Source organism: Paenibacillus sp. GD4 (genome assembly GCF_030846225.1).
GTDB classification, from domain to species: domain Bacteria; phylum Bacillota; class Bacilli; order Paenibacillales; family NBRC-103111; genus Paenibacillus_G; species Paenibacillus_G silviterrae.
In genome coordinates this window covers 4119998-4135615 of the sequence record NZ_JAVCYK010000001.1, presented here as the reverse complement: position 1 = coordinate 4135615, position 15618 = coordinate 4119998, and the positions used below count along the sequence as shown (strand labels likewise).

At 49.6% G+C, this 15618-nt stretch carries 13 protein-coding genes; 2 read left to right on the top strand and 11 right to left on the bottom strand.

Annotation, left to right across the window (positions count from 1 at the left end; translation table 11 throughout):
* Positions 1–19: 19 nt before the first annotated feature.
* Positions 20–2008 (bottom strand): transketolase, encoded by a 1989-nt coding sequence (gene tkt / locus RAC89_RS19830; protein WP_306616146.1) that lies wholly within the window; start codon positions 2006–2008, stop codon positions 20–22.
* A 113-nt stretch (positions 2009–2121) separates the two neighbouring features.
* On the opposite strand from tkt, the gene RAC89_RS19825 reads away from it, so the two are divergent.
* A complete protein-coding gene (locus RAC89_RS19825; protein ID WP_306615424.1) occupies positions 2122–3072 on the top strand; it encodes a LysR family transcriptional regulator in 951 nt (316 codons plus the stop codon).
* 969 nt (positions 3073–4041) lie between these two features.
* Here the strand turns inward: RAC89_RS19825 and RAC89_RS19820 are convergent.
* The 6 genes from RAC89_RS19820 to RAC89_RS19795 form a co-directional block, all read right to left on the bottom strand.
* Positions 4042–4398, bottom strand: a complete 357-nt coding sequence (locus tag RAC89_RS19820) for a Rieske (2Fe-2S) protein (protein WP_306615423.1) — start codon at positions 4396–4398, stop codon at positions 4042–4044.
* A 24-nt stretch (positions 4399–4422) separates the two neighbouring features.
* Positions 4423–5484 (bottom strand): amidohydrolase family protein, encoded by a 1062-nt coding sequence (locus RAC89_RS19815; RefSeq protein ID WP_306615422.1) that lies wholly within the window; start codon positions 5482–5484, stop codon positions 4423–4425.
* Between the two features lie 75 nt (positions 5485–5559).
* Positions 5560–7128 (bottom strand): extracellular solute-binding protein, encoded by a 1569-nt coding sequence (locus tag RAC89_RS19810; protein ID WP_306615421.1) that lies wholly within the window; start codon positions 7126–7128, stop codon positions 5560–5562.
* 84 nt (positions 7129–7212) lie between these two features.
* On the bottom strand, positions 7213–8073 hold the full coding sequence (locus RAC89_RS19805) for a carbohydrate ABC transporter permease (RefSeq protein ID WP_306615420.1): 861 nt from the start codon (positions 8071–8073) through the stop codon (positions 7213–7215).
* 14 nt (positions 8074–8087) lie between these two features.
* Positions 8088–8981 carry an ABC transporter permease gene (locus tag RAC89_RS19800; RefSeq protein ID WP_306615419.1) on the bottom strand — a complete coding sequence of 298 codons (894 nt, stop codon included), beginning with the start codon at positions 8979–8981 and terminating at the stop codon, positions 8088–8090.
* A gap of 183 nt (positions 8982–9164) precedes the next feature.
* Positions 9165–11447 (bottom strand): helix-turn-helix domain-containing protein, encoded by a 2283-nt coding sequence (locus tag RAC89_RS19795; RefSeq protein ID WP_306615418.1) that lies wholly within the window; start codon positions 11445–11447, stop codon positions 9165–9167.
* 292 nt (positions 11448–11739) lie between these two features.
* Here RAC89_RS19795 and RAC89_RS19790 point away from each other — a divergent pair, with 292 nt between their 5' ends.
* Positions 11740–13056: an ABC transporter substrate-binding protein gene (locus tag RAC89_RS19790; RefSeq protein ID WP_306616145.1), complete on the top strand. Its 1317-nt coding sequence runs from the start codon at positions 11740–11742 to the stop codon at positions 13054–13056.
* A gap of 105 nt (positions 13057–13161) precedes the next feature.
* Here RAC89_RS19790 and RAC89_RS19785 read toward each other — a convergent pair whose 3' ends face one another.
* The 4 genes from RAC89_RS19785 to RAC89_RS19770 all read right to left on the bottom strand — a co-directional run bounded on the left by RAC89_RS19785 (position 13162) and on the right by RAC89_RS19770 (position 15440).
* On the bottom strand, positions 13162–13365 hold the full coding sequence (locus tag RAC89_RS19785; protein ID WP_306616144.1) for a hypothetical protein: 204 nt from the start codon (positions 13363–13365) through the stop codon (positions 13162–13164).
* Between the two features lie 204 nt (positions 13366–13569).
* A complete protein-coding gene (locus RAC89_RS19780) occupies positions 13570–14103 on the bottom strand; it encodes a 2'-5' RNA ligase family protein (protein WP_306615417.1) in 534 nt (177 codons plus the stop codon).
* 276 nt (positions 14104–14379) lie between these two features.
* Positions 14380–14862, bottom strand: a complete 483-nt coding sequence (locus tag RAC89_RS19775; protein ID WP_306615416.1) for an NUDIX hydrolase — start codon at positions 14860–14862, stop codon at positions 14380–14382.
* Positions 14863–15011: 149 nt separating this feature from the next.
* Positions 15012–15440 (bottom strand): hypothetical protein, encoded by a 429-nt coding sequence (locus tag RAC89_RS19770; protein ID WP_306615415.1) that lies wholly within the window; start codon positions 15438–15440, stop codon positions 15012–15014.
* Positions 15441–15618 lie beyond the last annotated feature (178 nt).

Here is a 15618-nt window from a genome sequence, read left to right as displayed (position 1 = left end):
TTCCCTCCATTGAAATCAATTAATTTAGTATTTCCTTTGCCAGTCGTACGGTATTCGCTACTGAGAAGCCGAAGTATTCCAAGACCGCCGGCCCTGATCCCGACGCGCCGAAGGTGTCGATCGACAGCACCTTGCCGTCCTTCCCGACGAAGCGATCCCAGCCCAGGGATATCCCCGCTTCTATCGCCAGTCGTTTCGTCACGGAGTCGGGGAGGATTTGCTGCTTGTAGTCTTCCGGCTGCCGGTCGAACAACTCTCTGCTCGGCATAGCGACCACACGAACGGAGATATTCTCTTTCTCCAGCTCCGTTTTCGTGTTCATGGCCAGAGAAACCTCCGAGCCGGTGGCGATAAGGATCAAATCCGGCTGCTTGTTCGTATCGTACAAGATATAAGCGCCTCTGGCAACCCCATCCACATTCGCTTTCGTTTCTTCAAAGATAGGAAGGTTTTGTCTGCTTAGGATGAGAGCTACCGGACCCTCATTTTGCTGCAGCGCATAAGCCCATGCACTTGCCGTTTCGTTGGCATCGGACGGCCTGATGACCGTAAGCCCCGGGATGGTGCGAAGTGCAGCCAGATGCTCCACCGGCTCATGCGTAGGACCATCTTCTCCAACGGCGATTGAATCGTGGGTGAACACATAGGTCACAGGCAGCTTCTGCAGAGCGGCCAAACGAATGGACGGGCGCAAGTAATCGCTGAACACGAAGAACGTGCTCACGAAAGGCTTCACGCCGCCGTGCAGTGCCATGCCGTTGCCGGCTGCCCCCATCGCATGCTCGCGTACGCCGAAATAAACGTTCCGGCCTGAATAGGACTCCACGGCAAACTTCTGCTCTCCGCGGATATCCGTCATGGTTGAATGAGATAAATCCGCACTGCCGCCAAAAATGGAAGGAACGGTCTTCACATAATGATTGATGGCTTCGCCGCTCGCGACCCGAGTCGACATCGACTTGGCAGAATCGAACGTCAGAATATCGCCCGCGTCAATAGTAACCGTTCCGTCAATCACCTGCTCCAGCTCTCTGCCCAGCTCGGGATGCTTAGCTTGGTACGACTTCAGAAGCCGGTTCCACTCATCCTCTTGAGTTTGCCCCTTCTGCTTGAGCTGTTCAAAGTGAGCCTTCACTTCATCCGGAACGGTGAACTCTTCCTCGTAGGACCAACCGTATACTTCTTTGGTTGCTTTCGCTTCTTCTTTTCCCAGCGGATTGCCGTGAACCTTGTTCGTTCCCGCCGCCTTGCTTCCGTAGCCGATGATCGTACGAATTTCGATGAGCGTCGGCTGGGACGTATTTAGCTTGGCTGCCGCAATCGCTTCACTGATCTTCGAGAGATCGTTGCCGTCCTCGACCCGCAAATATTGCCAGTTCGCCGATTCCACCCGCTTCTGCATATGCTCGCCGAACGAGAGATGAAGATCTCCGTCCAACGATATATCGTTGGAATCATATAACACAATCAGCTTGCCCAGCTTCATGTGCCCTGCCATCGACATCGCCTCGTAGGAAATTCCCTCCATGAGACAGCCGTCTCCAACCAGCGAATACGTGTAATGATCGATAACCGGGTAGCCGTCCTGATTAAATCTCGATGCCAGGTGCGCTTCCGCCATCGCCATGCCGACAGCCATAGCGATACCTTGACCGAGCGGTCCTGTCGTGGCATCTACGCCGTCCGTGTGTCCGAACTCGGGATGTCCGGGCGTTTTGCTGTTTAATTTGCGAAATTGTTTGACATCATCGAGCGTCAGCTGGTAGCCGAACAAATGAAGAAGGCTGTACAGCAAGGCAGAGCCGTGTCCGGCAGACAGCACGAAGCGGTCACGGTTGAACCACTTGGAATGTCCGGGATTGTGCTTTAATTCCTTGGCCCACAGAGCATAGGCCATCGGCGCAGCTCCCATCGGCAGTCCCGGATGACCCGAATTGGCGCTGTTAATCGCATCAATCGAAAGGGTACGGATCGTATCGATAGCCAGCTGCTCTATCGTTTTGGTAATCGGCATTGTTTTCTTTCCCCCAAACTCTAGTTTCTAACTTCTGATTACAATATAATACGGATAGAGACCATACGTGTAATGAATATATTCCATAGGAGCCATAAATCTGATCTATGACCATTAACTACGAGCTCTACAAAGTGTTCTATTGGGCAGCAAAAACAAACAGCCTCACGCAGGCGGCCAAAATTTTATTCCTCACGCAGCCCAGCGTCAGCCATTCCATTAAACAGCTGGAGGACCGGTTCGGCCTCACCTTGTTCCACCGGAATTCCAAGGGCGTTACCTTAACGCCGGAAGGCGCCGTCTTATTCTCCTACATTGAACAGTCGCAAATGCTGCTCACGCTGGCTGAACAGAAAATGCTCGCTCTCAAAAATTTGGACAGCGGCGAGCTGCGCATCGGCGGAAGCGATTCGCTGTTCAAGCATTACCTGCTGCCGTACCTGAAGGAGTTTCATCAGATTCATCCCGGCATCAAGCTTCACTTGAAGCATGGTACGACACCGGAAATCATCTCCTTCTTAAAGGAAGGCGCGATTGATATGGGCGTCGTTCGTACGCCTATCGTAGATTCTCAGCTGGAAGTGAGGGAGAATATCCAGCTGCAGGAGTGTTTTGTCGCCGGAATCCGTTATGCCGAGCTGCAAGGACAAATTTTGTCGCTGGATCAGCTGCTTCAACACCCTATTATATTATTTTCTCGAAACAGCCGGGCCCGAATGGGCATCACCGAACTATTCCAAAGCTACGGCTTTACCATCAAGCCTGAGATCGAGGTAGGCAGCGTAGATCTGCTCATCGAATTCGCCCGTAATGGACTCGGCATCTCTTATGTGACCCGAGAGTTTGTTTCTAAGGAGCTAGAGGAAGGATCTCTCTTCGAAATCGAATTGGATGTGAAGCTGCCACCCTCCCATGTGGGGATCTTGACCATGCGCAACGTCCCGCTGACAACTTGTGCATGTACTTTTATCGAGCTAATAGAGCAGCACAATTTGTCATCTCTGGAGCATGCCCCTTTCGATAAAGCCAATAGCAGCCCGTCGGTGACCTATGAATAGCTTACCGTTTATTCCCCGGGAAATGACAAAATACCTAGATCCACGCGATTATTCGACAAGTCGGAAAGTCACCAGGGGCGTCCTATATATGACGCTTCTCTTATCTGTTACTAGGAAGGCCCCCAATGATCGGCCGGGGCTATAAATCTTCGAAAGTAATATTTATGAAAAAGTGCAACTTTATCCCATCATTTCTATTAATAGCGGGATGATTTCTGCGTATATACAACATTTCGAGACCATTTGCCCCATTTTCAGCCATTGTACGCTCCGAAATATGTATATTCTCACAAATCTCTTTCGGAGCTACGCTTGGGACCTAGGATTTCTGCAATTTAAGGTATAAAGGGAGCGGTACCGGTTTGTGATAAGCGCCAGACGCCCTGTAACGCGATTTTTTCATCTTACAGTCGCAGATGAGTACATATTTGCTATAGTAAGGTGAATTTATAACGTTACAAGGAGCGTAACCGGGCTGTTGTAAGCGCCAGACACCCTGTAACGCGATTTTTTCATCTTACATTGGCAGATGGACATATAATTTGGTACAGTAAAGTGATTTCATAACGTTACAAGGAACATTACCGGGCCGTCATAAGCGCCAGACGCCCTGTAACGCGATCTATGTGCCGCAGGTAACCTATTTCGAGGTGTACATTTTCAAAAAAGTTACGCGGCTTTTTTGGTCAAACGGAGTTCATGTTCAAATGATTCAGCGCATATGTAGACACGTTGTACGTTAGGTAACATAGTTCGCGATCGACAAACGCCCGTTTTTTGAGCCTTCAATAGCGGTTCGCTGGCACGAAAAACCTATTAGCAGCTTTGCATCCCTTGCTGGCACGTTACCGCCTGCGGGAGGTGTAGGTAGCGGCCGCGATTCAGAGGCAGGTTATCTTGTAATAAAAAAAAGCGAAAAGGCGTCATCCGCCCTTTCGCTCCCCCTGCAACGAAGCATATGCAACCTCCTTATCCCTCCATAACGATGCCCACTTTGCCGCCGCTCACTTCCACTGCATACGTTTTCACCCATATTTTCTCGCTGAATAGCGATTTGCCCGTCTTAATATCAAACTCCCAGCCATGCCAAGGGCAGCGGATGATTTCCCCAACCCTGCCGTACTCGTATTGATACACCTCTGACGGCAGCGTCGTACCGGACACAAGCCCAGCGCACATGGGTGCGCCTTGGTGGGGGCAGTAATTGTTCAGCGCATAAAACTGTCCGCCGATTCGATAGATGCCGATGCTCCGTCCTCCGACCTTCACCTCGGCATGCCCGCCCTCCGGAACATCGGCCGCATCCACCACATAGTGTACCGCCATAGAAGCACCTCCGGTCACTGAGTATTACAGCTTATACAGCTGCTTCGCGTTTTCATAAAATATTTTCCGCTTCGCCTCCGGATTCAGCCGGCGCAGTATCATGTTCGGCGCATCGAAATCCCAGTGCGGGTAATCGCTTGAATACAGAATCATGTTCTCCGCATCGATCATATTGAACAAATCGATCAAATGCTGCGGATTGTCCGGCTCCTCGATCGGCTGCGTCGTCAAATAGCAGTGCTCCCTGATATACTGGCTCGGCAGCTTCTTCAGCCAAGGCACGGTGGAACGGAGTGCCTTGTAGTTCTTATCCAGCCGCCACATCAAGTGCGGCAGCCAGGCAATGCCGCCTTCCACGAACACGACCTTCAGGTTCGGGAATTTCTCAAACACTCCCTCACACACCATACTGACCAGGTGCGCCATGAAGGTTTGCGAAAGGCACGTATGCCACTCGATATACCTTGTGGGGTACCCTGCGGCCGTGGGGACGTTGGAGCTTCCCCCGCCTTCCGCACCCGGATGAATCGCCAGCGGCAGTCCGTTTCGCTCCGCCGCTTCGTAAATTGGATGGTAGAAGCGGCCTCCGAGCGGCCCTCTGGCCGCTCCCGCGATAATGACCTCCACAATATCCGGATGACCACCGACGCGGTCGATTTCCTTGGCCGCCAGGAGCGGATCCTGCGTTGCTACGGCCATCGCGCCTTTAAACGCCCGGTGCTTGCCAAGCCATTCGGCAATCAGAAAGTCGTTGTACGCCGAGCAAATTGCAGCCGCGTAATCCGGATCATGGGTCGATGAGATGTTATACACTACCCCTGTCAGGATGGCGTATTCGAGATCGTAGCCCTCCACGAGCTGCTGAATCAGCAGATCGGGCTCCGAGCCCGCCTTCGCGCCGCTCGGCGGAATGGCATCCTTCTTCATGACGCCAACCGGCGAATAATAACCGGAGCCGGCATAGCCGATGCCTGTGCTGGCTACGCGGGAGCGCCACGGTTCAGGCAAGTACGGCACCAGCGCGGCGTCGCTTTGTTCATTGTGAACATCGGCATCGATGATTTTGAAGCTTTCCTTCAGAGCCATGGACGGTCCCTCCTGACATTTGTTGCGAAGTCTAACCGGCTTCCTTGCCTAAGCCTCCGCTTATCCGCGGCACGATCACTTTTTGCCATAGGTGCGCGTGTAAGCCGAATTGTACATGTTCAGCAGCTCGTCGGAGCCGAGCTTCTTCGCTTGATCGATAAATTGCTGGTAGGTCGTGTCGTTGATCGGCGTTTTGCCCGTTACGAATTCCGTCAGCTTCTGTTCGAGATACTTATTCAGGTTGCTGAGCTTCGACTTCTCGAGCTCGAGCTCCTCTTGGCTCTTCACGATTTGCTTAGGCGCGGGAACGATAAACGATGCGTACCGGGCATTGATATCCTTGCTCTTCTCGCTTAAGCCCCGCTCCCATACTTCCCGGGCTTTGGCGTTATCGAGTCCGATCATGTCATACCATACACCCCAATCCTTGCGCAGCGGAACGAAAGGAGAAGCTCCGAAAGACTTCATGTAAACCGGCTTGCCGTTCTCCATCGTATACGTTTTTCCCTCGATGCCCAGAGATAAATAATTGGAGCCTTCTTCGCTCACCAAGTAATCGAGGAACTGTACGGCCCGGTCCTTATCCTTCACCTTGGCGGAAATGGCACGTCCTGCCGCCCCAACCACAGAACGCGAGAATTGGTAATTTTTGATGCCGTTCGCGGCAAATTGCGGAATGGCGTCAAGCTCGTAATTCGGCGTGCCTGCTTTGCGTGCCTTATCGACCAGCGTCTCGAGATCCGCCTTCCAGAAATAGGTGACGAGTGATTTCCCTTTCAGTATACGCTCTTCCCATTGCGCCTGCGTGAGCAGCGAATATTCCGGGTCGAGAAGCTTTTCCGTATACAGCTTATTCAGGAAAAGAAGCGCGTCCTTATAGCCCTTATGATAAGGCGCAAAAGCGTACTTATCCGTCATCGGATCGATATTATAGAAGCCGTGAATGCCTGTAAATGCTCTGCCGAAGGTCGTGTACAGTCCCGTATCGCCTACAATGGCGTTGGAGATAAGCGGATACGTGTCAGGCTGCTTTTCCTTCAAGGTCTTCAGGAACTGATAAAATTCTTCCAACGTTGTCGGAGCCTTGAGACCGTACTGGTCCATCAGATCCTTACGGGCATACCAGATAAAGTTAAAGCCCTTCCCCGCGGCATCGCCTTCGATAACCGGTACGGTATAGATCCCGCCGTCAGCACCCGTTGCAACCGCTTTAGCCTCCGGGTATTTCTCATAGAAGGCTTTCAGGTTCGGAGCCTTATCCAGGTAATCCTTTAAATTCAGGAACACCTTGTTCGGACCATGCTCCCTCCCTTCAAGCGTATCTACTTGAATGAAGTCCGTGACGGTATTGGTCGCAATCATGATTTGCTTCTTTTCCTTCAGTCCCTCTTGGCTGACAACCTGAAATTCGACCTTGACTCCCGTCTTGGCTTCTATCTCCTTGAAAATCTCCCAGTCCGTCCGTACCTTTCCCTCCGGCCGGTCATACACCAGCCAGGAGAAGGTAATCGGCTTCGGCGCCTTGTCTGTCCCTTTCCCCTCTCCGGCCGAAGGCGCAGGGCCCGTGTCGCTTGAACAGCCTGCTGCGACCAAGCCCCCTAGCATGATCGTGGTGAGTGCCGTTGCTGCATAGCTTTTTCTCATTGACTCATACCTCCCTGGGTATTTACGGATTATCATTTATAGAGATAGACTCCTACGTAAGAGCTGGAATCTATATCACTACCGCTATCCTTTGATACCGCCGATCATGGTACCCTGCACAAAATATTTCTGGATAAACGGATACACACACAGAATCGGAAGCGTTGCGATGATGATCATGGCATACTTCATGGTGCCAAGGTGCGAGAGATCCCCCTCTCCTTGCACTTGGCTGCCTGTAATAAGAATGTTGCGAAGCATGATTTGCAGAGGATACATGCTTCGGTCGTTCAAATAAATCAGTGCATCGAAGAACGCGTTCCATTGGTTTACCGCCGTAAATAGCCCGATCGTCGCCATGACCGGCATGGATAGGGGCAGCACAATCCGTACGAGCACCTGAATCGACCCGCACCCGTCGATGGTAGCGGCATCCTCCAATTCCTCCGGCAGCGCTTCGAAGAAGGTCCGCATAATGAACAGATACCAAGTGCTAATGAGCGTAGGCAGAACAATCGCCCAAATCGAGTTCAGCAATCCCAGCTGCTGGACGACAATAAACGTCGGAATCATTCCTCCGTTAAACAGCAGCGTGAAGGCGGCCATCATCAGAATCAGCCTGCGGCCGGGCAGCCACTTTTTAGCAAGCGGATACGCCATAGCGGAGGTTGCAATCAGCGTCAGCGCAACGTGTACGAAGGTGTAGCGAATCGTATTCCAGTAGCTCTGCCACAGATCCGGGTTGTAGATGAGCTGTTCATAGGCTATCCATGTGATCGCCTTGGGCAGGAGCAGTACTTCTCCGCTGGCCACCATGGCATTGTCACTGATCGAAGCCGAGAAGACATAGATCATAGGATAGACCATAATGACGATAAGGAGCAGCATCAAAGCATAGTTCAAGCTGTCGAATATCCTGGATGCGAGGCTTACCCTGATTTTCATGACAACCGCCCTCCTTACCATAAACTCGTTTCCGAGTATTTTTTGACGATCCGGTTCGCGGCAACGACAAGGATGAACCCGATAGCCGATTGGAACAGGCCCACAGCGGTCGCGAAGCTGAAGTCCGCATCCAGAATGCCCCGCCGGTAGACGAAGGTATTAATGACATCGGAAGTTTCATAATTCATCGAATTGTACAGCAGCAATATTTTTTGAAAGCCGGTCTCCATGAAATTGCCGAGCGTCAGCACGAACAATATGATCATGACGGGAACCATACCCACAAAGGTAATGTGCCTGATTTGCTGGAACCGGTTGGCGCCGTCCATTTTAGCCGCTTCATACAGCGTCGGGTCGATGCCTGCAATGGCCGCAAGGTATAGAATGGTCCCCCAGCCGAGCTTTTGCCATATTTCGGAGCCGACATAGATCGTCCTGAACCACTCCGGCATGCCAAGGAACAGGATCGGCTCGATGCCGAACAGCTTCACCAGAAAGTGGTTGATGATTCCGGTTTGCGGGGAAAGGAACGTAACCATGATTCCCGCAATGACGACCGTGGATAGGAAGTGCGGCATGTAACTGATGCTTTGCGCGAATCGCTGAAACGCCTTATTCTTGATCTCGTGAAACAGGATGGCCAGCACAATCGGTGCCGGAAAGTGAAACAGCAAATCATACACGTTAAGCATGACGGTATTTCGGATTAGCTTCCAGGCGTCTGGGGTTACGTAAAAAAATTCGATAAAGTGCTTCAGCCCGACAAACTTACTGTCCATGATGCCTCTGCCGATGGAGTAGTCCTGAAACGCGATAATGACGCCGTACATCGGCATGTACTTAAAGATCAGGTAGTATAAAATACCGGGAAGCATTAAAAGATACAGGGCTTTATGCTTTTTTACCATGTACCACAGAGGATATCGCTGCCGCATGGTCTCCCTCCTTTGGTCAATCCGGGGCGGTGGATGGCTTTACTATACAGACCGGACGCGGCAAGCGTAAAGCACGCAAATTTGCTGCGGTCTCCTTTTTCGATGTACGAGTTCGGATGAAAAAATGGAGACTTCCGAAAAAAAGAAGTCTCCATCTTACGGCTGGTGGATGGCCCGATATTTGGCAGGGGTTATGCCTTCATATTTGCGAAACGTACGGATAAACGAATTGCGTCCCCAATAACCCACCTTCTCGGCGATGTCATCGATTTTCAGATCGGTTTCGAGCAAATACTGCTTCGCCTTCATAAGCCGGTACTTCGCGATATATTCCACGTACTTCTCCCCCACCTCCTCCTTGAAGGTACGGCTGAAGTGCCCGCTCGACATGTTCATCAGCCCGGCAAAATGCTCGATGGACAGCTCCTCATGATAATGCTCGTGAATATAAGCCAGAATGTCTGCAAGCTGTTTCGTCCTCCGTCCGGTCTCCTCGAAGCGAAACAGCCGGCCATGAATCTCCGTGAAGCAGCTTCTGAGCTCCTCCCAGGTCATGCAGCGATTCAACTGCTCGAACAATCCGGAATAAAACGGGATGTTCACCTCGCTTTGCTCCGATTCTACCGCCCGAATCCAGGTATTGAGCACATCGGCGCACTGCGCCTTCACCTGAATGGCCGCAGCGTTCCGCCGCCGGCCCTCGTCAAGCATTTCGAGCACGGCCTGCAGCAGCTTCTCATATTCTTTCGTCTTATACTGATTCATGATCCGAGTGACCTCTTGCACGGACAAGAAGCTGTCCCCTACAGGACGGCCGCGCAGTCCCGGCCCTGTGCTTTTGCAAATTTCCACATCGGCATCCAAGCCGCGATATTGAAGGGAGGTCATGGCCTGCTCGTAGGATACGTGCAGCTCATGAACGGCATGCACCGTCGACCCGACGCCAATCGTCGCTTTATAATATTGGCTGTACTGCTCAAGCAGACCCTTGATTCGTTCGGCAGCCGGCTCCGGCTCTAGCTCGTGCGGAGTTCCTTGCTGCAGTACACAGGCCAAGATGCCCGGCTTCGTCTGACAGAGCCAGACCGGCGATGGAACCGATTTGAGGATGCGTTCTCTCAGCTCGATCATCATGAACGACTTGCTTGTTTCGGATAAGCGGTCATACTCCTTGATGTCATAATGAAACGCGATGCAGAGCACCGTACGTGCTGTGTTCTTGTCATAAGCAAAATCGATTTCCTTAGCGTAATATTCGATCGACAGCGAATCCCTGTACTCGCCGAGCAATATTTTGGTGATGAAATGCTCCTGCACGACCGGATACATGCCGTTCACCTGCTGGGAGAGCTCTTGATTCTCCGTGATAATGACCTGAGAGAACCGCTTGATGACATCAAATTCGTTGCCTTCGCTCCGAAGCGGTTCATTTGACACACGATGCGCTTCAAGACGCTCCTTGATCTCCCTGATCGGCCGGTATTGCCGCCGGCTTAAATAGTAAGAGGCAATACTGCCAACCACCAGAAAGAAGCAAAGAAAAGCCCAGCTCGCAGCTCTGACCATATGGGCCGGCTTCATCAACGTCCCTACATCGGCGATCGTAGCATAAACCCAAGAATCATCGAACGAGGATTGAAGCAACGATATCGCTTGGTCGTCAGCAATGAGAAATTGCGTGCCCTTCGAACTTACACGGACCTGTTCCGCTACTGCTTTCATATCCTCATCCGTGAGGCCGATGCGGCTTACAACCCTGCCTTCCGCGGCTACTATGGCCGTTCCTGTCACCCACTGCTCGGGGATCCGAATGTGCTCCATCAGCTGATCCTGGCGAAAATTCACGACCAAATAGACCTCCGGTCTATCCGAATTAAACGGATAGCTCATAAGAGCGGAAATGCGTTCCGCATCCGGATCGGTAAAGTCCATCATTTTTTTATTCGTCAAATGGGTCAGAAAAGCCGTCTTTTCCCCTCCGCTCAAAGGATAACGAAAGTCAAAATAATAGCTTTTATCCGTATACGTCTCCGAGTCAATGATCAAATTGTGATTGGCGAAATATAAAAAAGCGTTCGATACCAACGGATCGGAGCTGAGCTTAAGCAGCTGCTCCCGAATGGAGAAGATCAGCTCGGCCCGCTGCGTATTCTCAGGCGAATCATCGGCGACGAGCAGTAAGCTTCGCAGATTCGAGGTACTGAGCATGTTAATCATATTCGTCTTCAGGGAGGTGAACGCGGTGTCCGTCTGCTTGGAAAAATGAGTCAATATAACGTCGTTCAGCTTCTCCGCATCCTTCTCGATCGTACGCACCACCAGAACATGAGCAAGTAGGCTTGCAGCGATCACCGGAATGAGGATTACAACGAAATACGTAGTGAAGAACCGCCAAAAGAGGGCCCTACGGAAGGAGCTTGGTTTACGAACGAAATTCATGCCGGCCAGCCTCCCTCTTCGATCGCTAATTTTGTAAACGTTTGCAATATAATATCTATTATAATCGCGGTGAAATATTACTTCAACGAATGATTTTGTCGTAAAATATTATTTCTTGCCGTCACGTCTCTATTGGGCTCTATTGTAATTTTATCCACTAGCATCATAAATTTTTACATTTGATATCCTGCTGTTACCCCCTATGCTGATAAGTGGAACGCGATGTAACCGGTTGCAGCTAAGATCGCGGGACGCATATATTGTCATAACGAGGAGGGTTACCGTGAAATCAATGAGAACGATTGCTCCTATTCTGCTATTGGCCATGCTATCGACGGCATGCTCCGGCGGCGGTAATGAGGAGACCGTAAAGCCATTGCAAGAAAGTGCTCAGCGTGAGCCCACAGAATTGGTGTTCGCTTCTGAGCTTGGCAAAACACCTGAGGATTTCGAGAAAGAAATCGCAGAACCGCTTAGAAAAAAATTCCCTTGGCTTACTCTGAAATATATCGAGCGGGGCAAAGGCAACGATATTGCCGATCTTGTTACGGCTGGGACGACGCCCGATATTTATTGGTACGTTTACAACCGGTTTCCGAACAAAATACAAAGCTTAGGTCTGGAATATGATATGTCGGACTTGATTAAAAAATATAACTTCGACATGAAGCGGCTTGACCAAGCTTCGCTTCAATCGCTCGACCAATATACAGGTGGCAAAGGTGTTTATGGCTTTCCTTTTGTAGCAAGCACCTCGGTGATGTACTATAACAAAGACATCTTTGATAAATTCGGCGTCAGCTACCCTACGAACGGGATGACCTGGGACGAGGTGTACAACCTGGCCCGGCAGCTTACAAGAAGTGCCGATGGGGTCAATTACAGGGGACTTGCCACCTTCCACGGCTATCTGCTAAGGGAAAATCCATACGGACTTAAGCCCATAGACCCAAGCAAGGAAAAGGCAAGCGTCAATACAGAGGAGTGGAAGAAGCTCTTTCAGAACCTCGTGCGCATCTATCAAATCCCCGGGAACAACCGGGATACGAAAACGAGAGCGACGAACATCGAGCTGCAGGCATTCGCTAAGGACCAAAATATAGCCATGGCGGTCATGAATAATGACTTAAATCATGTGAAGCTGATCCCGGAAGGCATGAATTGGGATGTCGTTTCGATGCCGACCTTTGCGGATAAGCCGAAAATCGCCGATCAGCCCTCCCCTTGGATGTACAGCATTATGTCCACTAGCAAACACAAGGATGCGGCCTTTGAGGTGCTGTCCTACTTGGTATCGGATGAATTTTTCATGATGGAATCCAAACGGGGCGTGCGCACACCGACGACTAACGAGCAAATCAAGAAAGCTTTCGGCTCCGATTCTCCCCTTTTGAAAGGCAAAAATGTAGGCGCTTACTATTACTATCCGTCGGCCCCCCCGCCCGCTTTGAGCGGCAATGCCAAAATATCCAGCCTGATTGGAGATGGCGATACTGTTGTGAATAACAAATTTCTTGACATCGTTATAGACGGAAAGGATATCAATACTGCGCTGCGGGAAGCGGATGAGGAAATCAATAAACGTATTGAGGAGTCTAAGAAAAACTAACGCAAACAGAACAGGCTGTCCCGAAGGAGCTATGCGAGCTGTACACGCTTAGCTCCTTCTTTTGTGGCAAGCCGGTGTAGATCAACAAACCATACAGCTAATGGATTATGACAAGCTCTTTGTCAACATCTTGTAGCACCATAGACTTGCATTCCCAATCCATAAATACCATGAGGAACTCTTGGTCGGCGAATTGTCGTCTAATTCTTTGCTTTTCTTCACATGCAGTGGATTAACTACGCCGCATAAAACTTGTTGTTCTCCCGAGTAATACGCCAGGTTCAGCCAGTAATGGCCGGTAGGTTCCATGCCAACTATGGCTTCCTTGAACCCTTGCTCCGTCGAAATCTTTTGGATCAACTCACAAACGATTTAAAGCCTTCCCGATTATTCTCAAACGTAATGGACCTTCCGAACTCGATTCCGTGTTAAAGCTGCCAGTCATTCTGGCGGCAGCCTCCTAATGTGTAGGATTAAACCATCGTTCATCATTAGCTGAATCACTTAAAAATGTTAGCTACCCAATTGGATATCTTCAAATGGTATGTACTTGTTTGGTTCAATTTCTTTATATACCCGTACGTAATTGACGTGAAAAGACGGAAAGGGAGCTAAGTCGTTAATCGCTGAGAGCTTCATATCTTCAACTTCAGTTTCGCTCATACCCCAATAGGTTTGCCCCAAGGTCAAATGTGGATGAAAGCGATCCAATTCAAAGTAACGATTAATCAGTTCTGGTGATGGAGAAACGGCATCCACTAATCGCTTATGCAGATTGTATATTTTTTCAGATTCAACACCAAGGAATACTACGGCATTACCAAACGCTGCAGGCCCTGAAATTGATAAGTTAAAGCTTTTGAATGTTTGGCAAGTTTCCCTAACATTATTCAGCCAACGCATATCTTCCGTAAGGCCGCCCTGCGCCTTTACAGTAATGTGGGGCTCCACAACATCTTTTAAACGGTTACTAATCCAACGATTACGAAATGTCTCGATTTGTTGTTTATATCCGTCGGAAGGAACAATACCAATGAAATATTGCATATCACACCTCGCACCAAGTAGTTGCTTAACGAGGTTGCCGATCCTTCTGGCAACCTCGCCTTGTGCTGCTTATGAAGCTAACATTCTCCGTTAGCGCAATGCTTCTCTATAATCGAACTTGATCTATGCTTCTCCCCAATATATCACAGTTTCATAATCGAATAGAACAGTACCATCCTGTTAATTCCTATTAAATAGATTTTGCAGTTCATGGCAGCTGCCGCGCGGCGATCCGTTCCCTCGCTATTGCGCTATCGTTCCTCGATAGTTTAATGACTATATAGTTCGCTTCAGTTTCACTTCGAAATTGGGTTTGGTAACGTATTCCATGTACGATGTTCTTCCATTGAAATCTAAGTATGCTTGATACCTTGCACGAACGGCTGGAGCTGTAACCATATCCAGGACTTTATCCTTTTCAATCCAACGGCAATCAGAAGTCTCTTCAGAAGTGCACAATTCTCCACCGAGGGGCTTACAGACAAAGTCTAACATTACTTTCGTTGGAACATCAGTTACACCGTCATGCCACTTATGTGTTCCTGTATTAGAAAAAACCCCAAATAAATGAGAGACCATCACGTCTATTCCGCTTTCCTCTTTTATCTCTCTAATTAAAGCATCCATCAGGTTTTCACCTGCTTCTACTTGTCCCCCTGGACATACCCATCCGCCATGCTTAGTCTTAACCAGAAGGACTTGTCCTTGTTCGCTTTCCACAATACCGCTTACTGCAACAATATGAGTTGGCATTGCCATGAGTCTTACCTCCAGGCATTGTTTCATTAAATTTACTCTACTGCCAGTTACTTTAATGAATTAAGGAGCAGCTGCCGCGCCGGTTCTGCTCCCTGGTTATTCCACTAACGTATCCCGTTAGTTCACCGGTAAGGTTCATCTTCCTTAGCTTAAGGTTTTAGAGCTCCCCGACTTTTTTCAGCATACAGCAAGAATGCGTTCATTATTTTGAACCAAAGTGCCAGAAAAGGGGTAGAAACCGGCAGCAAAATTAAGGCATATTGAGGTGCAAGTCCGAAATAATCATGCATGATACTATTTGCGGGATTCGAGCTGTTCATTACGTAATCAAAGCCGTATTTCGAGATAAGCATCGTCGTTGTACCAATAGACCCCGCGTATAATACAATTATGAATCCTAAAAAGGCACATAAAAGCCAATATACCGATAAACGAACGCTTCTAAAAGCTTCAAAATAACCTGAAATAGCAGAAATAATTGCGACAGGGATAATTGATATCAAAAAGAACCACATCGATCCACCAAAAGAGATCCCACCAGCTCCGAAATTTGCTAGCAACGCAATGATAAAACTCAAAAAGAACGTAGTCACTGCCCCGTAAATTAGACCTATGAGTGTGGAGCGTAATCTAGTATTAATGGTGATTCCTCCTTACCTACCTTTGATTAGCCATTTACTTTTACTGACGACTTTACACATTGACTTGTTGCGTTAAACTGCCCGTTGCTTCAACGACACCAGGGAGCAGCTGCCG